Origin of the sequence: Verticiella alkaliphila (assembly GCF_018904615.1) — a bacterium.
Taxonomy (GTDB): domain Bacteria; phylum Pseudomonadota; class Gammaproteobacteria; order Burkholderiales; family Burkholderiaceae_B; genus Verticiella; species Verticiella alkaliphila.
In genome coordinates this window covers 39,307-62,503 of the sequence record NZ_JADCNH010000025.1, presented here as the reverse complement: position 1 = coordinate 62,503, position 23,197 = coordinate 39,307, and the positions used below count along the sequence as shown (strand labels likewise).

Annotated in this window: 17 protein-coding genes and 1 pseudogene; 11 read left to right on the top strand and 7 right to left on the bottom strand. The window is 66.9% G+C overall.

Features of this window, described 5'->3' with window-relative positions; genetic code table 11:
• Nucleotides 1-176: 176 nt before the first annotated feature.
• The 5 genes and pseudogenes from cysS (at nucleotide 177) to icd (ending at nucleotide 5,781) form a co-directional block, all read left to right on the top strand.
• The gene (gene cysS, locus IMZ29_RS15635; RefSeq protein ID WP_216185798.1) at nucleotides 177-1,565 is read left to right on the top strand and encodes a cysteine--tRNA ligase; all 1,389 of its coding nucleotides are present in this window, start codon (nucleotides 177-179) and stop codon (nucleotides 1,563-1,565) included.
• 261 nt (nucleotides 1,566-1,826) lie between these two features.
• Nucleotides 1,827-2,792 (top strand): acetyl-CoA carboxylase carboxyltransferase subunit alpha, encoded by a 966-nt coding sequence (locus tag IMZ29_RS15630; protein WP_216185796.1) that lies wholly within the window; start codon nucleotides 1,827-1,829, stop codon nucleotides 2,790-2,792.
• A gap of 98 nt (nucleotides 2,793-2,890) precedes the next feature.
• Nucleotides 2,891-3,756: pseudogene (tilS, locus tag IMZ29_RS23355) on the top strand (tRNA lysidine(34) synthetase TilS); the annotation flags it as partial.
• Between the two features lie 358 nt (nucleotides 3,757-4,114).
• Nucleotides 4,115-4,321, top strand: coding sequence for a TilS substrate C-terminal domain-containing protein (locus IMZ29_RS23350; protein ID WP_371820304.1), 207 nt, complete (start codon nucleotides 4,115-4,117; stop codon nucleotides 4,319-4,321).
• A gap of 203 nt (nucleotides 4,322-4,524) precedes the next feature.
• The gene (icd, locus tag IMZ29_RS15615; protein ID WP_216185789.1) at nucleotides 4,525-5,781 is read left to right on the top strand and encodes an NADP-dependent isocitrate dehydrogenase; all 1,257 of its coding nucleotides are present in this window, start codon (nucleotides 4,525-4,527) and stop codon (nucleotides 5,779-5,781) included.
• Nucleotides 5,782-5,891: 110 nt separating this feature from the next.
• Here the strand turns inward: icd and IMZ29_RS15610 are convergent, their stop codons facing one another.
• A complete protein-coding gene (locus IMZ29_RS15610; protein WP_371820303.1) occupies nucleotides 5,892-6,335 on the bottom strand; it encodes a CBS domain-containing protein in 444 nt (147 codons plus the stop codon).
• An 11-nt stretch (nucleotides 6,336-6,346) separates the two neighbouring features.
• The gene (locus tag IMZ29_RS15605; protein ID WP_216185776.1) at nucleotides 6,347-6,904 is read right to left on the bottom strand and encodes a DUF21 domain-containing protein; all 558 of its coding nucleotides are present in this window, start codon (nucleotides 6,902-6,904) and stop codon (nucleotides 6,347-6,349) included.
• A gap of 8 nt (nucleotides 6,905-6,912) precedes the next feature.
• Between IMZ29_RS15605 and IMZ29_RS15600 the strand changes: the two genes are divergently transcribed.
• Together IMZ29_RS15600 and IMZ29_RS15595 are read left to right on the top strand one after the other, a co-directional pair.
• On the top strand, nucleotides 6,913-7,596 hold the full coding sequence (locus tag IMZ29_RS15600) for an enoyl-CoA hydratase/isomerase family protein (RefSeq protein WP_253207168.1): 684 nt from the start codon (nucleotides 6,913-6,915) through the stop codon (nucleotides 7,594-7,596).
• 44 nt (nucleotides 7,597-7,640) lie between these two features.
• On the top strand, nucleotides 7,641-8,456 hold the full coding sequence (locus IMZ29_RS15595; RefSeq protein WP_216185774.1) for an SDR family NAD(P)-dependent oxidoreductase: 816 nt from the start codon (nucleotides 7,641-7,643) through the stop codon (nucleotides 8,454-8,456).
• Between the two features lie 22 nt (nucleotides 8,457-8,478).
• Here the strand turns inward: IMZ29_RS15595 and IMZ29_RS15590 are convergent, their stop codons facing one another.
• Nucleotides 8,479-9,048, bottom strand: coding sequence for a DedA family protein (locus tag IMZ29_RS15590; RefSeq protein WP_216185773.1), 570 nt, complete (start codon nucleotides 9,046-9,048; stop codon nucleotides 8,479-8,481).
• A gap of 284 nt (nucleotides 9,049-9,332) precedes the next feature.
• Here IMZ29_RS15590 and IMZ29_RS15585 point away from each other — a divergent pair, with 284 nt between their 5' ends.
• Nucleotides 9,333-12,080, top strand: coding sequence for a DUF4214 domain-containing protein (locus IMZ29_RS15585; protein ID WP_216185771.1), 2,748 nt, complete (start codon nucleotides 9,333-9,335; stop codon nucleotides 12,078-12,080).
• Nucleotides 12,081-12,123: 43 nt separating this feature from the next.
• On the opposite strand, the gene IMZ29_RS15580 is transcribed toward IMZ29_RS15585, so the two are convergent.
• The gene (locus IMZ29_RS15580) at nucleotides 12,124-14,019 is read right to left on the bottom strand and encodes a sensor histidine kinase (RefSeq protein ID WP_371820302.1); all 1,896 of its coding nucleotides are present in this window, start codon (nucleotides 14,017-14,019) and stop codon (nucleotides 12,124-12,126) included.
• A 71-nt stretch (nucleotides 14,020-14,090) separates the two neighbouring features.
• On the bottom strand, nucleotides 14,091-14,774 hold the full coding sequence (locus IMZ29_RS15575) for a response regulator transcription factor (RefSeq protein WP_216185769.1): 684 nt from the start codon (nucleotides 14,772-14,774) through the stop codon (nucleotides 14,091-14,093).
• A 351-nt stretch (nucleotides 14,775-15,125) separates the two neighbouring features.
• On the opposite strand from IMZ29_RS15575, the gene IMZ29_RS15570 reads away from it, so the two are divergent.
• Nucleotides 15,126-18,206: a DUF4214 domain-containing protein gene (locus IMZ29_RS15570; protein ID WP_216185767.1), complete on the top strand. Its 3,081-nt coding sequence runs from the start codon at nucleotides 15,126-15,128 to the stop codon at nucleotides 18,204-18,206.
• 59 nt (nucleotides 18,207-18,265) lie between these two features.
• Nucleotides 18,266-18,931, top strand: a complete 666-nt coding sequence (locus IMZ29_RS15565; protein WP_216185765.1) for a nucleotidyltransferase family protein — start codon at nucleotides 18,266-18,268, stop codon at nucleotides 18,929-18,931.
• Between the two features lie 12 nt (nucleotides 18,932-18,943).
• Here the strand turns inward: IMZ29_RS15565 and IMZ29_RS15560 are convergent, their stop codons facing one another.
• A complete protein-coding gene (locus IMZ29_RS15560; RefSeq protein ID WP_216185763.1) occupies nucleotides 18,944-19,843 on the bottom strand; it encodes a LysR family transcriptional regulator in 900 nt (299 codons plus the stop codon).
• A gap of 133 nt (nucleotides 19,844-19,976) precedes the next feature.
• On the opposite strand from IMZ29_RS15560, the gene IMZ29_RS15555 reads away from it, so the two are divergent.
• Complete coding sequence (locus IMZ29_RS15555; protein ID WP_216185761.1) at nucleotides 19,977-22,091, top strand: 3-hydroxyacyl-CoA dehydrogenase NAD-binding domain-containing protein; 2,115 nt, start codon at nucleotides 19,977-19,979, stop codon at nucleotides 22,089-22,091.
• A 112-nt stretch (nucleotides 22,092-22,203) separates the two neighbouring features.
• Here the strand turns inward: IMZ29_RS15555 and IMZ29_RS15550 are convergent, their stop codons facing one another.
• Nucleotides 22,204-23,196, bottom strand: coding sequence for an XdhC family protein (locus IMZ29_RS15550; RefSeq protein WP_216185759.1), 993 nt, complete (start codon nucleotides 23,194-23,196; stop codon nucleotides 22,204-22,206).
• Nucleotide 23,197 lies beyond the last annotated feature (1 nt).

Here is a 23,197-nt window from a genome sequence, read left to right as displayed (position 1 = left end):
CCATTTTAGCTGCTTAAAAACCAGCTCGGACCACTTTCCGGCCCGCGTCGCGTGGACGGCCCTGCGGCTTGCACAGCACTTCAGAGACGTACGGCTTTCGCGCTGTACCGCAACTGGGGCAGCGCGCTTGCTGCCGGGCGTGTTCCGTGGCGGTCGCCGCGCCCCCGGCCTCAACGATGCTCTCCGTCTACAACACGCTTTCGCGCAGCAAAGTGCCGCTGCAGCCCGTCGAACCCGGTCATGTGCGCATGTATGTCTGTGGCATCACCGTGTACGACTACTGCCATCTCGGCCACGCGCGCATGCTGGTGGGTTTCGACGTCGTGGCGCGCTGGCTGCGCGAATCGGGCCTGCGCGTCACCTACGTGCGCAACATCACCGACATCGACGACAAGATCATCCGGCGTGCGGTGGAATCTGATCGCACGCTCTCGCAGGTGACGTCCTTCTACATCCAGGCGATGCACGAGGACGAAGCCTTGCTCGGCGTGGCCCCGCCCGATGCGGAGCCGCGCGCGACCGATCACGTGAAAGGCATGCTCGAGATCATCGGGCTGCTCGAAGGCAAGGGCCTGGCCTATCAGGCCGCCGATGGCGACGTGAACTATGCCGTGCGCAGCTTCGACGGCTACGGCAAGCTCTCGGGCAAGTCGCTGGACGATCTGCGTGCCGGCGAACGCGTGGACGTGGCGCAGGCCAAGCGCGATCCGCTGGATTTCGTGCTCTGGAAATCCGCCAAGGCCGAGGAGCCGCCCGAGTCCAAGTGGGAATCGCCATACGGCCTGGGTCGACCCGGCTGGCATATCGAGTGCTCGGCCATGAGCCGGGATCTGCTCGGCCTGCCGCTGGACATCCACGGCGGGGGGCCGGATCTGAAGTTCCCGCACCACGAGAACGAGATCGCGCAGAGCGAGGGCGCCTTCGGCGGCGCGCTCGCCAACGTGTGGATGCACTGCGGCCCGCTCATGGTCGACGCCGAGAAGATGTCGAAGTCGCTGGGCAACTTCTTCACCATCCGCGACGCCTGCGCCCGGTATCGCCCCGAGGCCGTGCGGTTCTTCATCGTTCGCAATCACTATCGCAGCGCGCAGAATTTCTCGGCGGACAACCTGGTGGATGCCGAGAACGCGTTGTCTCGCCTCTACGTCGCGCTCCAGCAGGTCGAGCCCGATGACGCGGGCGTGGACTGGAACGAGCCGCGCGCCGTGGCGTTTCGCACCGCCATGAACGACGACTTCAACACCCCGGAAGCGGTCGCTCAGCTCTTCGAGCTGGCCAACGAGGCCAACCGCAAGCGCAGCGCGCGGGCGGCGGGCCAGTTGAAGGCATTGGGCGCGCTGCTCGGCCTGCTGCAGCAATCGCCTGCGGATTTCCTGCAGGACATGCGCGGGCGTGGCGCCATCACGCCCGATGCCATCGCCGAGCGTATCGCCGCGCGAGCCGAGGCCAAGGCGCAGCGCGACTTCGCCGCGGCCGATGCGATCCGGGCAGAGCTCCTTGCCGCTGGCGTGGTGCTCGAAGACCGTCCGGGCGGCCGCACGGACTGGCGTCGCGCGGATGGCTGAGGCGTTGCCCGCGGCCTGCCATGCACCCGCATCGCTGCGGGCGTTGCCGCTGGCCGCCGGCTGTGGCTGGACAGCCAAGATGATTCTGCTTTTTAATCTGCGACGATCACGCAAGCCGCGCGGCACGTCGCGCGCGCCTGCCCGAACGGTGCCGCGCGAGCTGCACGCCGCGGCTCGGGTACGCGCGTGTGGTGCTGCCGCGGCCTTTCGTCGCACCCTGGTATCGGTGACGAGGCCTTCGCCTGTCGCCCTGGAGTATTGATGCGCAACGCCTTTCTGGAATTCGAACAGCCCCTTGCCGAGCTCGAGGCCAAGATCGAAGAGCTTCGCTACGTGCAGGCCGATTCGGCCCTGGACATCTCGGAAGAGATCAACCGGCTGCAACAAAAGAGCCAGGGGCTGGCCAAGGAGATCTACGCCAAGCTCACGCCCTGGCAGGTGGCGTTGGTGTCGCGGCATCCGCAGCGCCCGTACACGCTGGATTACGTGCGCGAGATCTTCACGGATTTCCATGAGCTCCACGGCGACCGCATGTTCGCGGACGATCTCGCGATCGTGGGCGGCATGGCGCGCCTGAACGGCATGCCCTGCATGGTGATCGGCCATCAGAAGGGCCGGGACACCAAGGAGCGTGCCCTGCGCAACTTCGGCATGCCCAAGCCTGAGGGCTACCGCAAGGCGCTGCGTCTCATGAAGCTCGCCGAGAAGTTCGACTTGCCGGTCTTCACCTTCGTCGATACTCCGGGCGCGTACCCGGGCGTGGATGCCGAGGCACGCGGCCAGTCCGAGGCCATCGGCCGCAATCTGTTCGAGATGGCCCAGCTCAAGGTGCCGATCGTGACCACGATCATCGGCGAGGGCGGCTCGGGTGGGGCGCTGGCCATCGCCGTCGGCGACATGGTCCTGATGCTCCAGTACTCGACCTATGCGGTGATCTCGCCCGAGGGCTGCGCCTCCATCCTGTGGCGCACGCACGAAAAGGCCCCGGAAGCCGCGGCGGCGCTGAACATCACGGCACCTCAACTCAAGAATCTCGAGCTCATCGACCGCATCGTCAACGAGCCGGTGGGCGGCGCGCATCGAGAGCCGCGGGTGATGGCGCGCCTGCTGCGCCGGGCGCTCGCCGACAGCCTGCGTCAGGTGCAGGATCTGCCGGCCGACGAGCTGCTCGAACGCCGTCTGGCCCGCGTGTCGTCCTACGGGCGCTTCGGCAAGCCGAAGGCCTGACCCGGCACCGGCGCGTGAACGAGCCAGCGGCTCCCGCGCCGGTGATCCCGGCACTTCCCGAGGTTCTCCTGCGTCCCGTGGCGGCGTGCCTCGCCGCGATGCCCGCGGGTGCCCGCGTGGGCGTGGCCGTGAGCGGCGGGCCGGATTCCCTGGCATTGGCGGCCGTGGCGGCCACCGTCGCGCGGCGCCAGTCGCGTGCGCTCACACTCCTGCATGTCCACCATGGATTGATCGCGCAGGCCGATGCCTGGGCCGAGGGCGTCATGCAGCTCGCGGCGGCGCTCGGCACCGAGGTGGCCGTGCGCCGCGTGCAGGTCGCGCGCGATGGTGGCGACGGTCTGGAAGCCGCGGCGCGCGAAGCCCGATATGCCGCGCTCGCAGACATGGCGCGTGAGGCGGGTCTCGCCGATCTCCTATTGGCCCATCATTGGATGACCAAGCCGAGACCGTGATGATCCGGCTCCTGCGTGGCGCCGGGCCGACGGGTCTCGGGGCGATGCGCAAGCGCCGCGAGCAGGGCGGTGTACGCTATCACCGGCCCTGGCTGGGCGTGGAGCGCGCCACCGTGCTGCCGGTGGCCGCGCGGCTCGCCCACCATCTGGCCATCCCGCTCGTCGAGGACCCCAGCAACCAGGATCGCCGCCACGCACGGGGCGCGTTGCGCACCGCCGTGCTGCCGGCGGTGGCGGCGCACTGGCCTGGCTATCGCCAGACCCTTGCTCGCCTCGCCCGCGTCTGCGCCGAGACCGCGGCCGTGCTGGATGAAGTCGCCATCGCTGACATGGCATTGCTGCGCGACAGTCACCCGCGCTATGGGACGACGCTGTCGCTGGCTGGCTGGCGCACCTTGTCGTCGGCGCGTCGGGCGCTCGTCCTGCGGCATTGGCTGGCCGAGGCCGGCGCCCCGATGCCGTCCGAGGCCCGCCTGGATCAGATCTGCCACCAGCTGGACACCGCTGCGGTGGATCGCCAAGTGCTGCTGCAGCATGGTGAGCACCGTCTTCGGGTGTACCGCGGGCGCATCCTGCTGGAGGCCAGCCCCGCCGCGCGGGGTGCGCGCGGTGCCGATCCGGTCTCGGCTGCCGCGGCGTCAGGCTTGCCCACGGTGTCGGTGGCGACGGGGCTCGTACCCGACATCGAGTTGTCCTGGGGCGGTGAGCGGCGTCTGCCGGTGCCGGGCCTGGGCGGTGTGCTGTGCTTCGAGTCGGCTCCCGTCGGCGTCGATCCGGCGTGGCTCGCCGGCGCACCGTTGCGCATCGGTCTGCGCCGGGGGCGCGAGCGCTTGCGTCAGGGGGGCGATCGGCCCAGCCGCAGCTTGAAGAATCTGTATCAGGAGGCGGGATCCCGCCTGGGAGCGCCCGCGCCTGCCGCTCGTCTGGCGGGGGGCGACGCTGGTGTATGCCGCCGCGTTGGGGCTGGATGCGCGCATCCCCCAGGTGCCGGGAGGGCTGCAGCTGCGCTGGCAGCCGGATGCGCCGGGCGCGACCGGCGGGCACCGACATGACAACAGCCCCCGGAATGCGGGATAATCGGCTGTTTGCCGCCCGGGATTGGCCTTGGCGTGGCCTGCGGCGCGCCATCTGGCTGCGCGCGGGCTGTCTGCCATGCCTTCATCCCTGCGCCTGCGAGTCAGGCATCGTGCAGCACGCCGTGCGACATCTAGCACGCCGCGTGCCGCGCGCGAGGCACGACGACTTTTCACGTTCGATTTTTAGCGAGAGGGACGTTTCACATGAGTTATCAACACATCAAGGTACCGAGCGCTGGCGAGAAAATCACCGTCAACTCGGATTTTTCGCTGAACGTTCCCGACCAGCCGGTCATCCCCTTCATCGAAGGTGACGGCACGGGCGCCGACATCACGCCGGTCATGCTCAAGGTGGTGGACGCCGCTGTCGAGAAGGCCTACGGCGGCAAGCGCAAGATCCACTGGATGGAAGTCTACGCCGGCGAGAAGTCGACCAAGGTGTATGGTCCCGACGTGTGGCTGCCCGAAGAAACGCTCGAAGCCGTGCGCGACTACGTTGTCTCGATCAAGGGCCCGCTGACCACCCCCGTCGGTGGCGGCATCCGCTCGCTGAACGTCGCCCTGCGCCAGCAGCTCGACCTGTACGTCTGCCTGCGCCCCATCCAGTACTTCAAGGGCGTGCCCTCGCCCCTGAAGGAGCCGGAAAAGACCAACATGGTCATCTTCCGCGAGAACTCGGAAGACATCTACGCCGGTATCGAATTCGAAGCCGAGAGCGACAAGGCCAAGAAGCTCATCGAGTTCCTGCAGAAGGAACTGGGCGTGAACAAGATCCGCTTCCCGAACACCTCGGGCATCGGCGTCAAGCCCGTCTCGCGCGAAGGCACCGAGCGCCTGGTGCGCAAGGCCATCCAGTACGCCATCGACAACGATCGTTCGTCGGTCACGCTGGTGCACAAGGGCAACATCATGAAGTTCACCGAAGGTGGCTTCCGTGATTGGGGCTATGCCCTGGCCCAGAAGGAATTCGGCGCCGAGCTGATCGACGGCGGCCCGTGGGCGAAGTTCAAGAACCCCAAGACGGGCAAGGAAATCACCGTCAAGGATTCGATCGCTGACGCCTTCCTGCAGCAGATCCTGCTCCGTCCGGCCGAATACGACGTCATCGCCACGCTCAACCTGAACGGCGACTACGTCTCCGACGCGCTGGCCGCTCAGGTCGGTGGCATCGGCATCGCCCCCGGCGCCAACCTGTCCGATTCCGTGGCCATGTTCGAAGCCACGCACGGCACGGCACCGAAGTACGCCGGCAAGGACTACGTCAACCCGGGTTCGGAAATCCTCTCCGCCGAGATGATGCTGCGCCACATGGGCTGGACCGAAGCCGCCGACCTCATCATCAGCAGCATGGAGAAGTCCATCCTGTCGAAGAAGGTCACGTACGACTTCGCCCGCCTGCTCGAAGGCGCGACCCAGGTGTCGTGCTCGGGCTTCGGTCAGGTCATGATCGACCACATGTGATCGACGCTGGATCCGTCCAGCCCGGTGCATGACAAGCCCGGCCTCGAAAGGGGCCGGGCTTTTTTCATGGTCAATTCGAGCAGCGGCGGGGCGGGCGTTGCCGCCTGTGGCTAACGCCGCTTGAGCCGCGACAACCAGCGCTCGCGCGCAAAGCGACGCATGTTCTCGACTTGGTCCGTCTCGTCGACGATGTCCTGCCCGAGAATGGTTTCCATCACGTCTTCGAGCGTGATGATGCCCATCCACCCGCCGTGCTCATCGTAGACCGCGTTGATGTGACTGCGCTCGCGCAGCATCGCCTGGAAAGCATTCTCCACACTATGCCGATCCAGCGCACCGCGCAGCGGATGCATCAGCGCACCCATGGTCTCGTGACCCTTGGCCCTGAAGATCTCGCCCCGATGCACGTAGCCGACGGGGTTCTCGTCCTCGTCGATCACCGGAAAGCGCGTGAAGGAGGTCTGAGCAAACTCTCTTTCGAAGTCATCCACGGTGGTGTCCGGTGTGACCGTCATGCAGACGGGACGCGGTGTCATCACAGTGTGTACCGGGATCTGGTGCAGGCTCAGGATGCTGGAGATGACGCGGGACTCATCCGCATCGAGGGCTTTTTCCTGTACCCCCAGCCGAGCGAGGCGATGATCTCGGTGCGCAGGTCCACCAGGTGGCCGCTCACCGCGAATCGCGAGGTGATCTGCTCTGACAGCCAGACGAAGGGGCGCAGCAGGAAGATCATGCCGCCCAGCAGCGGCGCGAGCCACGGGGCCAGACCGCGCCAGTATTTGGCGCCAATGGTCTTGGGGATGATCTCCGAGAGGACAAGGATGAGGAGGGTCATCACCGCGGAGGCTACGCCAATGTAGGTCTCGCCATAGAGCAGCGAGACTTGGGCGCCGACGCCGGTGGCGCCCGCCGTATGCGCCACCGTATTCAGGGTAAGGATGGCTGCGAGCGGACGATCAGGGTTGGCCTTCAACCGCGCAAGCGCATCGTGCAGTCTTGGCCGGGTTTCACGTTGCTGGGCGATGAAGCTGGGGGTGAGCGACAGCAGGGCAGCCTCGAGTATCGAACACAGGAACGACACGACGAGCGAGAGCAGGACGAAGCTGAGAAGCAGGACCATGATGGCAGATGAGAGACGATCCGGATGCGACAGCGCAACGTGAGCGCGGTTCCGTCAGTGAGATGCGCGGCCGTCCTCGGGCACGTCACGGCTCTGCGCGTGGCGGCCGATTCGGCCTGGGTGATCGGATCGCCGGGGCCGCGTTCTTCGTGGCGCAAAAGGCCACGCATGATCTCTTTCGCAACATCGAGGAGTTCGAGAAGCCCACCCTTGCCGCGATCAATGGCGTTGCGTTGGGTGGGGGCCTCGAGCTCGCCATGTGCTGCGACCTGCGCGTGGCCGCCGAGCATGCCGAGTTCGGCCTGCCCGAGTTGCGTCTGGGCGTGATCCCGGCCGCGGGCGGCACGCAGCGGCTGCCGCGTCTCATCGGCGAAGCCCGCGCCAAGGCCCTGATGTTCACGGCAGCCAAGATCAACGCGGCGCAGGCGCTCAGCCATGGTCTCGTCACCCAGGTGGTGCCCGGGGGCGAACTGTTGACGACCGTGCTCGCGCTGGCTGACCAGATCGCCGAGATGCCGCCGCTCGCGGTGCGCTTTGCCAAGCGCGCCGTCAATCGCGGCATGCAGACGGATCTGGACAGCGGCCTGGAGTACGAGCGCTACGCCGCCGCCATGCTCATCGACAGCGAAGACCGCAAGGAAGGCATGCGTGCCTTCGTCGAGAAACGCAAACCCGTGTTCGTGGGCCGCTGACGCGCGCGCCGGGCACACATCGCATTGCAAACCAGGAGACAGACATGAAACTCGGATTGGACCAACAAGTCGCGCTCGTCACCGGCGGCGGCCAGGGCGTCGGACGCCGCATCTGCCTGGAGCTCGCGCAAGAGGGCGCGCGCGTCGTCGTGAACGATCTCTTTGCCGAGCGCGCCGAGGCCGTCGCGCGCGAGATCGAGGCCGCCGGGGGCTCGGCGCTGGCCGCACCGGCAGACATCACCAAAATCGAGGCGGTCAAGGCCATGGTCGAGCGCGCCGCGAGCCACTTCGGCGCGCCCGTGCAGATCCTTGTGAACAACGCCGGGATCCTGCCGGAGCGCCGCGAGAAGGGCGGGCGCACGCCGTCCTTTCTCGACATGCCGGTGGAAGACTGGACCAAGGTGATCAACCTCAATCTGTACGGCACGATGTATTGCTGCCAGGCCGTGCTGCCGGGCATGGTCGAGCGCAAGCACGGGCGCATCGTCAACATCATCTCGGAAGCCGGCCGCATCGGCGAAGCCAACTTCGCCGTCTATTCCGGTGCGAAAGCCGCCATCGCAGGCTTTGGCAAGGCGCTCGCTCGCGAGCATGGTCGCCACGCCATCACGGTGAACGCCGTGGCGCTCGGTGCCGTCTCGCACGAAGGGATCAAGGACGGCCCGCTGCACGTGGATGCCACGCCGCAGAACAACGAGCTCCTGGGCAAGATGCTGAGCCTGTATCCCGTATCCAAGGGGGCAGGGCGGCTGTCTCGCCCGGAGGACGTGGCCGGCATCGTCGCCTTCCTGGCGTCGGACCGTGCACTCTTCATCACGGGCCAGACAGTGGGTGCGTCGGGTGGGTACGTGATGATCTAAGGGGGGGGGCAGCGGCAGCCGCTCAGGCCTCGCCGCTGCGCGCGTGCCGCAGCCAGCGGTGGCTGGCGATGAAGGCAATCACGGCGCCCGTCACGCCGATCGCCAGCCAGACGCCCAGATGGTGATGATGGTGGGCGACGAACCGATGCAGGATCTCGCCCGCGCCGTAGCCGATCCCCACCATGATCGTCGCCCACACGAGCGCGCCGATTGCATTGAAGACCAGGAAGCGTGACCAGGGCACGCCGCTCGCGCCGATCACCACGGGGCCCACCAGCCGTAATCCATACGCGAAGCGCACGCCCACGACGGCCTTGGCCGGGTGTCGCGCCACCAGCGCCTGCGCCCGTGCCAGGGCCGCGCGCCGCTTCGCGCCGAATCGATTCAGCGCCGCATCGCCATATCGGCGCCCGATCGAGAACATGATGAGGTCGCCGATCATCCCGCCCAGCGCGGCGAGCAGGATCACCAGGACCCCATTCATGAGGCCGTGCCGCGCCGCAATGCCCGCCACAATGGCCACGCTTTCGCCTTCCAGGACCGTCCCGCCCATAACGGCGGCGTATCCGTATTCGGTGATCCAGGTGTTCACGGCTGACATGGGCGCTCCGGGTCGCGCCCAAGCTCGACGTGGCTGGCGCCATGCAAAGGATATGCCATGCAGAGGATATGCCATGCAGAAGGCTGCCCGCGACGACGCTGAAAACTCCTCCATTACCGTATCTGTAACATATCGTTGTTTTTATGTGAGGCCATGAGAGCTGACGTTGTTAAATGTGTCCACATGTTCTGTAATGTCTCGGAGTCGTGGGCAAGCCCACGAGCCGGGTCGCGAGGGGCGGCATAGGGTCGTCCAGACTTGGCGGAGACAGTGACATGAGCGAATTCGACACTGGCGTTGTGCCTGGGGTCACGGGTAACACGTATCAGGATGCCGACGTGGTGCTGGGCGCCGACGGCAACTTCTACGTGGCCTATCGAAACATGCTGACGGGTGGCTTGGACGTCTATCAGTGGGCAGGCGGGCCCTACTGGGGCGGCCCGTTCAACGTCGAGAACTACCAGCTGTCACCTAATCTGGTGGACATCCAGCAGATCGAGATGGCGGTCACCGCGGACGGTGGGCTCGCGATCGTCATGGTGTCGAACGTGGTTGGCGGAGCGCAGCAGGTCGCTGTGGCCACGCACGGGAGTGCGGGATGGCAGTACCGCGTGATCGATACCATCGATCCCACGCAGGGGGAGCGCATCGAGGACGTGACGCTGGCGGTCGCTGCGGACGGCACGGTCCACGTCGTCGCTGCACGGGCGTCCGAAGGCATGTTCGACGCCAAGTACTACCAGTTCACCGGCCATGGAGATGTGTTTGAGGCCACGCCGATCGGCCCCGGTACGGCCGAGCTGCGCAATGTGCAATTGTTGCTGGATAAGCAGGGTGCTCCCGTCCTGGCTGTCGAGCAGGAGGGCACGGGCCTGCTGCTGGCGATGTCAACGCAGGGCCGCCTGACCGATCTCTCGTCGCCGCTCGTGATGGCACCCGCCCAAGGCGAGCTGGGCGCGCAACACTTCCCGATGGTGACGTGGGGGGGCGATGGCGTGATCCTGGCCGTGGGCAGCGTCTGGGACGAGGCAGTAGGCGCCACGCCGGTGACGGCGAGCTACGTCCTCGCCACCGCGCAATCCGCGGGCGGTAGCCTGCCGTTCAGCGAGCCAGGCGCTTCCGCCGTGGTCGGTGTCTACTACCATCCCGAGCGCGAGACGACGTATCTGCTGCTCATGAATGAGGGGCCGGGTCCGTTCGCGACGGTGACCGTGGTCTATACCCAGGCGTCAGGCGAGTTCCGAGCGGGCAATAGCTTTTCCCTGCCCTTCGGATTCGAGCCGAGCGGCTTCTCGTTCAGCGTGGACGATAACAACGACGCTTTCATCGTGTCCCACAACGGGCGCGAAGGTGAACTGCATTACTTCACCGGTCTGGCGTACTTCGCACCCAACGCCACGGGCAACGTGGTGATCGATGGTGTCCTGCAAGTGGGTGAGACGCTCACAGCGGATGTCTCTGCGGTGGCGGACGAGGATGGTCTGGGCGACTTTCAATACCAGTGGCGGGCGGGGGATACCGACATCGGGGGGGCCACGTCGAGCAGCTTTACGCTGACGGCTGCCGAGGTCGGGCAGGTCATCAGCGTGGTGGTGACGTTTACCGACTCGCGCGGCACGCTTGAGCGTGTCGACGGGCTGACCACAGCCCCCGTGGCCGGCTTGCCTGATCTGGAACCGGGTCCTGATCCCGATCCTCAACCTGGAACCGATCCCGAGACTCCGCCCGGCACGCCGCCGCTCGTTGACGGCGTGCCCGTCGTCGTCGCCCCCGGCACCTCGCCGGACGGCACGCCCACGCACACGGTCACGATCCCGGTGGTGCAACCAGGACGGCCGGATTCGAACGGCAACAGCCCGTTGGCGGACATTCCGCTGGTGACCACGGGTGGCAAGACGATGCTGGAGGCGCAGGTGCCGGCCGGCTTCGGGCTCACGGTGTCGGGCCCTTCGGGCGTCACCTCCGGTGCGCAGTCGCTCGCGGAACTCATTCGCGAGATCAAGGCGCATACCGAGGCCGGCTCGGGCGACCAGAATGCCCTGACGGGCGGCGGCACGTCCTTCCTGTCCGGGCTGGATGCGTCTTCGCCCTTGCTGGTGCAGACGATCGTGCCGACGGCGGTGCCCACGAGTGGCAACGAGCGTCTGGTGATCAACAGCACGGCCACGACCGACGGCGGCGTGCCGACCGCGCTGGTGATCGATGCGAGCAGCCTGCCGGCGCCGCTGAACCTCGAAGGCAATGGGGTCGAATTCTTCGCCCTGATCGGCCACATCGATCTGCTGGCCGGCGCCGACACGCAAAGCGTGTGGGGCGACAGCGGCGAGCAGACGGTGCGTCTGGGCACGGGCCAGGCCACCGTGATGACCGGCGGCGGCAACGACACCATTGTCGCCAGCTTCGGCAGCGGTGCGGCAGACAGCGCCTCCGCCCGCGTGGCCAGCATCGCAGACACGACGGCAGCCGCGAGCCTGTTCCACGGCGGCGCTGACGAGGACGTGGTGCGTTACGATCTCGCCAGTGGCCAGGTCGTCATCACGCGCGACTTCGCCATTACCACCGTGCGCGCGCTGAGCGATCCCGATGCCGTTCATGTGCTCATCAACGTAGAAAGCATCGCGTTCTCGGACAAGACGGTCAAAGTCGAAAACGACGTGAGCCTCGGCTGGATCGCCGGTCTCTACGACCAAGTCCTGGGCCGCCAGGCCGAGGTCGACGGAATTCAGTACTGGGCGCACCAGCACGCCGACGGCATGTCCGCGGGCGAGATCGCGCTGCAGTTCCTGCGTTCGGCCGAAGCCGACCGGGTGCTCAACACCGATACCGCCACAGCCCGCGGCATCACCGTGGAAGCCTTCTACGAAGGCCTGCTCGGTCGTGCATCGGATGCAGCGGGCAAGGCGTACTGGGCGAATGAACTTGCCAAAGGCGCCAGCCTCGCGGACGTGGCCGGGGCCTTCCTGGCGACGGCCGAAGGGCAGGGCACCGCGCTCGATCAGACGGAGTGGAATTTCTTCGTCTGATGCCCAAGACGACAGGGGCCGATGTCAGGTCGGCTCCTGTCGCTCAGCCCACCGGCGTGATCTCGCGCGTCTGAGCCATCGCAGTCCCGGTGGCCAACGCGACCATCGGCACCACCACGCGCACGCGCGTGCCGCCCGGCCCGGAATCCACCTGTAACGTGCCATTCATCCGCTCGGCGCGGGCCGTCATGCTGCGCATGCCCACGCTCAAGCCCGCGCTACGCACGGCTTGCACGTCGAACCCCGCGCCGTCGTCCTCGATCACGAGCTCCAGCGCGCCGTCTGCTGCCTGCGTGAGAGTCACGGCGACGTTCCGCGCGCGGCTGTGCTTGATGACGTTCGACAACGCTTCTTCCACCAGGCGCGTCATGCCCAAGCACAGCAGCGCCGTGGGCACCGCGCGCCAAGCGGGTGCGATCACCCAGGAAATGCGGATGTCCAGCTCATCGAAGAGCCGCGTGAAGCGATGTCGCAACGGCGCGGCCCATTGCGCTGGGGTGGCCGGCACGGTGGCTCCTGCGCTCGATCCCTGGTCGATCACCTGACGCAAGTCGTCCCGCAGCACTTTCAGCAGCGAGAGCATGCGATCGTGAGACACCGGCACGGCGGTCTGCTCCATCAAGGCCATGCCGCGCACGAGGCTGCCGCCCAGGCCATCGTGCAGGTCATGCACGATCTGCAGGCGCTGCTGTAGCGTGGCATGCGTGAGCGCCTGCCGGTGTTCGCGCTCGAGCACCGTGGCCAGCTCGGCCCGGGCCAGATTCACCCGATGCTCCAGTTCCCGGTTGAAGCCCTCGACGCGCTGCATATAGACGACCAAGCGCCCACCCAGCAGGAACGCCATGACGATGGCCGTCACGAGGCTCGTCACGGCGCCCCACATGTCGTGTGCGCGCCAGCCGTCCAGCAGCATGAGCATGTCGTGGGCGCCCACAAGACAGAAGGTCAGGCAGCAGGCGGCGAGCAGGGCGTGCTGCGGATGGCGGGTGCGCCAGGCGTGAAAGGGGAATTGCGCACAATTGACCAGGAAAGTCAGGGAAAACACGATCCACACCGCGGCCACCGCCCAGCGCGGCGCAAAGAGGGAGATCATCACGCCCGTGGCAGCTGCGAGCCACAGCAGACGCTGCGCGCGCGGCAGGCGCTGTGCGCCAAACCCCCAGGTGAAGCGGCAAAAGCTCACCACATAGAGCACGAAGGCGACGTTGTTCAGCCGCGAGAACGACACTGTGTCGGCCATGGGCCAGGGGGTGGTGGCGAGCATGGTGAGCACATACACGACCCAGCACAGCGAGGTGGCGGCATACCAGCCGAATGCCGTTTCGCGCCGTCGCAGACACCACACCACCAGGAAGACCCCGCCGAGCGCGCCGGACAGCCCCAGGGAGATGTAGTAGACCGTCCTCTGACGCCATACATGCTCGGCATGTATCGCCTCAACCTGAGCCACGGGGCCCAAGTGCAGGTTGCCCAGCCCCGGCATGAGGTCGACGGAGCCAATCGAGCGCACCCATATCGTGTTCACCCCCTCGCGAAGCGTGCTCTCGGGCAGCAACCACCACCGCGGCATGTTCCAGCTCATGGACAAGGGCTCGGCCAGCGACACGTCGCGCCAGAGCACCTCGTCATTGCTGTAGACCTCGCCCGCCATGCTGATGCCGGCAATGCTGAGGCCGACATGCGCCGGCGGCCCGATGAAGCCGTCGCAGTCGCGTGTCCAGTCGATGCGGTACCAAACCGCGCCTTGGTGATCGGGCCAGCGATGCGCCCAGTGATCTGGCAGGCGCACCGTCACCCAGCCCTCGGCAGGCCGCGCCGCGTCAGCGGCGAGCTCTGGCGCCGCCTGAGCCTTCAGGATACGCGGGGCGCAGGCGGGCGTCTCGGGCAGGGCCGTGGCGCCTGCCGGTGCGGCCAGCAGCCATGTCCACAGCAGGGCCACCCATAGAGCGCCACATGCCACGACCCGAGGCGGGGCAACCCTGGCCGCCCAACGCCAGGTCACAGGCTGCCTCACTCGATGACCCCGTGTCTGCGCGCGGTGTTGACAGCCATGGTACGGGTGGACACCGCCAGCTTGCGATAGATGTGCTTGATGTGGCTTTCCACGGTGTAGCGCGACAGGAAGAGCTGTTCGGCGATCTCGCGATTGGTGAGTCCGACGGCGACGAGTTGCAGGATCTGCGCTTCGCGTTCGCTCAACGCCGCGGCCTGCGGTAGCGCCGGCGGCTGTGCGCCGGCGGGTAACAGTTCGAGGATGCGCCGCGCGATGAACGGGTCGATCGGCGCGCCGCCGCGCAGCACGCTGCGGATCGACATGCTCACTTCGATGTCGTCGCGCTCCTTCAGCACGTAGCCCGTGGCGCCTGCGCGCAAGGCGCTGAGAATGACGGCTTCTGTGCTCCAGGCCGAGATCACCAGGATGCCCAAGCCCGGATTCGCCGCACGCATCTCCTCGATCAGGGTCAAACCGCTGCCGTCGGGCAGCATCAGATCGACCAGCGCCAGGCCCATCGACTGCATTGCCAAGCGGGCGCGTGCCTCGCCAAGCGCGCCGGCCGCGATCACGGACGCGGCGTCATAGCCCAGACCGATCAGGATCCGGCTGAGCCGCTGCTGCAACAGTGGCTCGTCCTCGATGATCAGTGCCGGCGCTGGCAGGGGCATGTCGAGGGCTGGGAGCAAGGGCGCGGTCATCGGGATCTCGTGGCGTGTCTCTCGCCGCGTGCAGGCGGCCGTGTGACCGGGCGCAGCGGGCGCGTCATGGTAGGCCGGCGCGCCAAGGAAACCTAGTCATGATAGTCAGAAATTTGCTGATTCATACAGAAATACCTGGTTTCAGGGATATTGCGAAAAGCCCCCGATTCGTAGCATGGCGACCTCAACGCCTGCACCGCCGGACACGGGCATTCGCGCGTCGCGCATGCCTCCTGTGCCGGCGCAGTGCGGGCTCTCATGCGTTGCTGCCGTCGTGCCAACCGCGTGAGTCGACCAGGATCGGAGCCAGGGGCGGCACAGGGCACGCCAGGCTCGCTCAGGAGGCAGCAAATGCGTACGTTGGACATGGTGGTAATGCCGGGACCGCAGGATGGGGGCTTCGACGTCGAGGTCGTGGTGGGCGGCGACGGCAGCCTGTATCGGAGTCACATCAGTTCCGATGAACAACACGTCCTCATTGAGCGTTGGGAGGAAGCCGCATGGCAACCCCGGGCTCAATTGAACTTGAGCGATCTCGGGGATCCCGAGGATCTCCCTTGGGTGTCACTTCGCGATGTGGACATTGCCGTGAGTGGTTCGGGGGAAATCGCCGTCGCCGCGCTGAGCGTGCTTCTCAACGGGGTCGAGTCCGTTGGTGTAGCTCGACTCGTAGACGACACGTGGGTGTACGAGCATTTCACGGTAGTGTCCGGTCTTCCCGTGACCGACAGGACCGTGGAGATGGTCTTGGCGTATGGGCCGGATGGTGGCTTGACGCTGGCCACTGTCCTGGACTGGACCGCAGCGGGCTATGCGTACGCGCATGTCGCCCGGATGCAGATCGTCGAGTATCCCACCAACGTCGAGTGGAACTCGAAGTGGGCGGTGAGTGGAACGGGTCTGTCGATACGCGATCCGAATGTCCTGCACGATGCCGCCGGCTCGCCGATCGTCACGTTCCACCAGGGATCGTACTCGCCGGCGCACACCGGGCTGGTCGCGCTGGTGCCGGATTCGCAAGGCCACTTCAATGAATCGCATCCGGTGACCATGGTGCTGCCCCAGCAGCATCAGGGCGCTACGTATCACGTCGAGGACGTCGTCGTCGCCCAGAACGGCGTGCTGGTCGCGTCCGGAACTGCCGTTCCTCAGGATGACGTTTTCGATACCCTGTTCAGCGCGACCTACGACCTGTCGTCTGGCACTCTCGATGTGGCGACCATCGCCGTGCCTCAAGATTATGCAGTCCGGTCGATTGTCGCTGCCTACTATCAGCCGGAGCTCGAGACCACGTATTACCTGATAGCTGTCGATAGCTTAGCCGTCGGCGTACCGATCAAGCTCACCGTGATGTACGTCGGGGCTGACGACGCGTGGAAGACGGGCAACTCGTTCACGCTGCCAGCGGGCGTCAGCGCCCCGGCTTATCAGTTTTCGGTGGACGCGATGAACCAGGCCACGGTGCTCGTGGAGAGCGCCGATACCGGCGCGCTCGCCTACGCTGTGAGGCCGGCATACGACATTCCCAACGGCACCGGCCACGTGGTGATCACGGGTGCGCCCTTGTTAGGCCAGACCTTGACGGCTGACATTTCCGGCCTGGCCGATGCGGACGGCATCGATGTCGACACGATCACGTACCTGTGGTGGGCCAACGGCTTTCCCGTCGACGGCGCGACGAGCAGCACGCTGCTGGTGAACGAGGATTTCCTGGGGCAGATGGTGCTCGTGGAGGTGCGCTACCGGGATCTGAGCGGGGTGCTCGAGATCGCGCGTTCCGAGGTGACCGATGAGGTGAGGCCGCAGGCCCATGCGCCAGTGGTGAGTGGCGTGCCGTCGGCCGCCGTTGCCGTGACCGTGGGTGCCACGGTGAAACTGCCCGCGCTCACCGTCTCGGATGCCGATGGCGACAATGTGCTCCTCACGGTGACGGTTACCGCCGTCAACGGCGTGCTGAGTGGCCTGGACGGCGTCGCATCCGAGACTGGCGTCTTCACCTACCAAGGGACGGCCCAGGCTGTGAATGCCTGGCTGGCAACGGGCGTGTTCAAGGCGTCGGCCGCGGGCACCGCGTCGGTGCAGATCACGGTGTCGGACGGCGTGGAGATCGAACCCGTCACGGTGAGCTACACCGCCTCGACGGCCACCACGCCGCCGGTGGGGCCCGGTGTGGTCACGCCCGTAATCACGCCCGGCACCTCGCCGGACGGCACGCCCACGCACACCATTGCGATTCCGGTCGTGCAGCCAGGCCGCCCCGGTGCAGAGCCGGCGAAGGTCTCGCTGGTGAGCGACGGCGGCACTGCGCTGCTGCAGGCGCAGGTGCCAGCGGGCTTCGGCCTCACGGTCTCCGGCCCGTCGGGTACCACCTCGGGCGCGCAGTCGCTCGCGGAGCTCATTCGCGAAATCAAAGCGCATACCGACGCGGGCTCGGGCGACCAGAATGCCCTGATGGGCGGCGGCACGTCATTCGTCTCCGGGCTGGATGCGTCCTCGCCTTTGCTGGTACAAACGATCGCACCGACGACGGCGCCGACGAGTGGCAACGAGCGCCTGGTGATCAACAGCACGGCCACGACCGGCGGCGGCGTGCTCACCGCCCTGGTGGTCGATGCGACCGGCCTGTCAGCCCCGCTGAAGTTCGAAGGCAATGGTGTCGAATTCTTTGCCCTGATCGGCCACATCGATCTGCTGGCCGGCGCCGACACGCAAAGCGTGTGGGGCGACAGCGGCGAGCAGACGGTGCGTCTGGGCACGGGCCAGGCCACCGTGATGACCGGCGGCGGCAACGACACCATTGTCGCCAGCTTCGGCAGCGGTGCGGCAGACAGCGCCTCCGCCCGCGTGGCCAGCATCGCAGACACGACGGCAGCCGCGAGCCTGTTCCACGGCGGCGCTGACGAGGACGTGGTGCGTTACGACCTCGCCAGCGACGAGGTCGTCATCACGCGCGACTTCGCGATCACGACGGTGCGCGCGCTGAGCGACCCGCAGGCTGTCCACGTGCTCATCAATGTGGAAAGCATCGCGTTCTCGGACAAGACGGTGCAGATCGAAGCCGACACGAGCCTCGGCTGGATCGCGGGCCTGTACGACCAGGTGCTCAGCCGCCAGGCCGAAGTCGATGGCATCCAGTACTGGGCGCACCAGCACGCCGACGGCATGTCCGCCGGTGAGATCGCGCTGCAGTTCCTGTACTCGGCCGAAGCCGACCTGGTGCTCGATACCGACACGGCCGATGCCCGTGGCATCACCGTGGAAGCTTTCTACGAAGGTCTGCTCGGCCGCGCGTCGGATGCCCTCGGCAAGGCGTACTGGGTGAAGGAGCTTGCCGACGGCGGCAGCGTGGCCGACATGGCCGGCGCCTTCCTGGCCACGGCAGAAGGCAAGGGCATGGCGCTCGATCAGACAGAGTGGAACTTCTTCGTCTGAGGCCAAAGACACTGGCCGGGCCCTTACACTGCGACTTCACGCATGGCTAGGGGCTCCCGATGAGAGAGGTTGACGCGCTGGATCGATCCGTCCATGGCATCTTGCTGGCCGGCGGTTCCGGCAGTCGATATGCGGCGCAAACCCAGGGGGCCGACAAGCTGCTGGCGAGCTTGCCCGACGGCCGAGCCGTGCTCGCGGCATCGGCCGAGACCCTGTTGCGCGTGCTGCCCCAGGTGCTGGCGGTGGTGCCACCGGATCGGCCGGCGCGGGCTGCGTTGCTGCGCGGCCTGGGCTGCACGGTGCTGATGGCGCCAGCAACGGCCGAGGGCATGGGGGCGAGCCTGGCCGTGGCGGCGCGGCATCTGCTGGCGCAAGCGGGGGCAGCCAGCGCCGCGCCCGACATGCACGGCACCTCGGAACCCGCATTGGCGAGATCACAACCCGCCGGTGTCCTGGTGGCGCTGGGCGACATGCCGTGGGTGCCACCGGACATCATCGCGCAGGTGGCGCGTGCGTTGGCCACGCATCGGGCGGCGGCGCCCGTGTACCAAGGGCAACGAGGTCATCCCGTGGGCTTTGCCTGGACGCTCCTGCCCGCGCTCGCGCAATTGCAGCGCGATGTGGGCGCACGGCCTGTGCTTGCAAAAGAGACGGTCTATACGTTCGCCGTGGACGCGCCCGGTGTCCTGCGGGACGTGGATGTGCCGGCAGACCTGCGTGGCTAGTCGCCAGCCGGCTCAGGCGTCGGCCAGCCCGCGAGCCCGTGTCAGGATGAAGTCGATGAAGGCCGACGCCGCGCGGGTCTGGTGCTGATTGGGCATGTAGAGCATGTACATGTGCGTGCCGTAGATGCTGAGGCGCCAGTCGTCGAAGAGCGTCACGGCCTCGCCGCGCCGCACGTCTTCCTCGGTGACGTAGTCCGGCACGATGCCCACGCCCAGGCCGGCGAGGATCGAGCGGCGCAGGAACACGAAATTCTCGGAAATCACGGAGGGCTCCAGCAGCACCTCCTGGCGCTCCTCGCCGCGATAGCCCGCCACGCGCAGCTGTCGACCGACGACGGCCGAGGTGATGAGCGGCACCGTGCGCAACTGATCCAGTCGCGTGGGCACGCTGTGCTCGCGCGCGAAGGCGGCCGAGGCGCAGGCCACGTAGCGTACGGGTCCCATGTCTCGCGCCACCAGGTTCTGCGGCGGATCGGACATCACGCGCACGGCAATATCGACTTCGCCCTGCAACAGATCCGCCACGCGGTTCTCGAACATGACATCCAGTGTGATGCCGGGGTACTCGCGCTTGAATTCGACCAGCCAGTCGGCCATCACGAACTGGCCATAACCCGTGGGTACGCTCAACCGGATGCGCCCCTGCAGGCTTTGCCCCAGCGTGGCCACGGATTCGGTGGCCGAGAGCAATTCATTGCGGATCGCCAGGCCGTGTTCGTAGAGCTTTTCGCCGATCTCGGTGGGCTCGATGCGCCGCGTGGTGCGTCGCAAGAGCTGCTGCCCGATCTCGCGTTCGAACTGGTTGAGCCGATAGCTGACGTTCGCGCGGCTCATCTTGAGACGGCGCGCGGCTTCGCTCAGATTGCCAGCGTCGAGGATCTCGACGAATAGCATGAGGGCATTGGGGTCCATGGGCGGCGATTGTCAATCTTGGATTGACGGTTTGTCAATTGACAATGGCATTGTCAAGCAATACCTGTCGCATCACAATGATCGGTTAACGTAGGCCCGCCTCACGCGGGCATGCCACTGGAGAACGAAGACTATGACTCAAACGGAATCGGCGGACGTGGTTCGCTGGACGCGACAGGATCGCGTGTTGCTCGTGACCATCGACTATCCGCCCGTCAACGCGCTGAACGTCAAGGTGCGCGCGGGCTTGATCGCGGCCATGGACGCCGCCGCGGCTGATGACGCGGTCAAGGCGGTGGTGCTCGTCGGGCAGGGTGCGAATTTCATCGCGGGCGCCGATATCCGTGAGTTTGGCAAGACGCCGCTGCCGCCCCCGCTGCCGGAAGTCTGCGCCCGCATCGAGGCCAGTACCAAGCCCGTGGTGGCGGCCATCGCCGGCGCCGCGCTCGGCGGCGGCCTGGAAGTCGCTTTGTCGGCACATTACCGTGTGGCCATCGAAGGCGCGAAGCTCGGCTTGCCGGAAGTGGCCCTGGGCCTGCTGCCTGGCTCGGGCGGCACGCAGCGCCTGCCGCGCCTGACGGGCGCGGAATTCGCCCTGGACGTGATCCTGAGCGGCCGTCACCTCACCCCGAAGGCCGCCCAGGCCGCCGGCGTGATCGATCGCGTGGCTGACGGCAGCGATGCCGCCGCCGCCGGCGTGGCGTATGCCAACGAACTCATCGACGCCAACGCGCCCGTGCGCCCGACGCGCGACGCACAGGGCCTGGCCGACAAGGCCGCCGCCCAGGCCGCCATCGACGCGGCTCGCCAGAAGGTCGCCAAGCTGCGGGGTCTCATCTCGCCCTCGCGCGTGGTCGATGCCGTGCAGGCCGCGGTGGACCAGCCGTTCGACGAAGGCATGCGCACCGAGCGCAGCTTCTTCCTGGAATGCCTGGACAGCCCGCAACGCGCGGGTCTGGTGCACGCGTTCTTCGCCGAGCGCGAATCCGCCAAGTCGCCCGAGACGCGCGAAGCCAAGCCGCGCGCCTTCGAGAAGGTCGGTGTGATCGGTGGTGGCACCATGGGCGCTGGCATCAGCGTGGCGGTGCTGGATGCGGGCCTGCCGGTCGTCATGATCGAGCGTGACGACGAAGCCGTGGCCCGTGGCCGCGCCAATGTCGAGAAGGTCTACGACGGCCTCATCGCCAAGGGCCGCATGGATGCCGAGCGCAAGGCCGCGATCCTCGCGCGCTTCTCGGCCAGCACGTCCTACGATTCGCTGAAGGACGTGGACCTGGTCATCGAAGCCGTGTTCGAGGAAATGGGCGTGAAGAAGGGCGTCTTTGCCGAGCTCGACCGGGTGTTGAAGCCGGGTGCGGTCATCGGCACGAACACGTCCTACCTGGACATCGACGAGATCGCCGGCAGCATCTCGCGCCCTGAAGACGTGGTCGGCCTGCACTTCTTCTCGCCCGCCAACATCATGAAGCTGCTCGAGATCGTCGTGCCGGCCAAGGTCTCCAAGGACGTCGTGGCCACGGCCTTCGAACTCGCCAAGAAGCTGCGCAAGGTGCCGGTGCGCGCCAAGGTGTGCGATGGCTTCATCGGCAATCGCATCCTGGCCGTCTACCGCCAGGCCGCGGATTACATGATGGAAGACGGCGCCTCGCCCTACCAGATCGACAAGGCCCTGCGCGAGTTCGGCTTCCCGATGGGCCCGTTCCAGGTGTCGGACCTGGCCGGTGGCGACATCGGCTGGGCCACGCGCAAGCGCCGCGCCGCCACGCGGGATCCCAACGCCCGCTATGTGCAGATCGCCGATCGCATCTGCGAACGCGGCTGGTTCGGCCAGAAGACGCAGCGCGGCTACTACCTGTACCCGCAGGGCGCCCGCGTGGGTCAGCCGGATCCGGAAGTCGAGGCCATCATCGACGCCGAACGCGAGCGTGCCGGCGTCACGCCGCGTGCGTTCAGTGACGACGAGATCGTGCGCCGCTACATGGCCGCGATGATCAACGAAGGCGCCAACGTGGTTCACGAGGGCATCGCCCTGCGTCCGCTGGACGTGGACGTGACCTTCGTGCACGGCTACGGCTTTCCGCGCTGGCGCGGTGGCCCGATGCAGTATGCCGATCAGGTCGGGCTGGACAAGGTGCTCGCGGACATCCGCGAATTCGCCAAGGAAGACAGCCGCTTCTGGAAGCCGTCGCCGCTGCTGGAATCGCTCGTGGCCAAGGGCGAGAACTTCGCCAGCCTGAACAAGGCTTGAGGCGAGGTAGGGCTGAGTGCCGAGGCGCTCGGCCCAGACCACCGCGGCAGGCCGCATCCTTGCACGCGACGTGCGCGGATGCGGCCTTGCGTCCGCCTGCGTAGACTGGTCCCTAGGCCGCTGGCGTCGTCCGCGCCGGTACAGGGCACGCCGCCGTCTCCTGCGCGCCCAACGTATTGCGCACCCACACCAGCTCCGCCGCGATCGCCACGGCGATCTCGGCCGGCGTGCGGCTGGCGATCGGCAGGCCCACGGGGCCGTGCAGGCGGTCGATCTGCTCGTCTGTCAGATCGAAGAGACGCAGCCGCTCACGGCGCTTGGCCTGGTTGGCGCGCGAGCCCAACGCACCCACGTAGAACGCGGGGGACTTGAGCGCCTCGAGCAACGCCATGTCATCGAGTTTCGGGTCGTGTGTCACCGCCACGATCGCCGTGCGCTCGTCCGTACCGATGGCCAGCACCGTGTCATCCGGCATCTCGGTGATGAGCGTGGTGCCTGGCACCTGCCAGCTCGCCGTCACCTCCTCACGGGGATCGCACACCAGCACCTGGAAGTCCAGCGTCTGGGCGATGCCGGCCAGCACCTGGGCGGTTTGGTTCGCACCGATCAACAAGAGCCGCCAGCGCGGGCCGTATACCGCGCGAAAGACCCGTCCGTCGAAGTCCGGGCCGTCCGTGGGCAGGGCAGGGCGCAGGCTTGCCTCGCCGGTGGCAAGATCCAGGATGCGCAGCACCACCCGGTGCGCCTGGATGTGATCCAGCACGGCATCGATCCATCCCGTATCGGTCAGCGGCTCGGCGATCAGACGCAGCGTGCCGCCGCAGGGCAGGCCGAAGCGCGAGGCGTCGTCGCGTGTGACGCCATAGGTGATGCGCTCGGGTGCCTGCGCCAGCAATCCCCGGCGCGCGCGGTCGATGAGATCGTCCTCCACGCATCCGCCCGAGACGGACCCGGCGATGCGTCCGTCGCCTCTCAGGGCGACCAGGGCGCCCGCCTGTCGCGGCGCCGAGCCCCAGGTCTGGACGACGGTCACCAGGTGCACGCGATGCCCTTCGTGCAGCCACGCACGGGCATGTTCGAGGACATCGAGGTCGAGAGCGTTCATG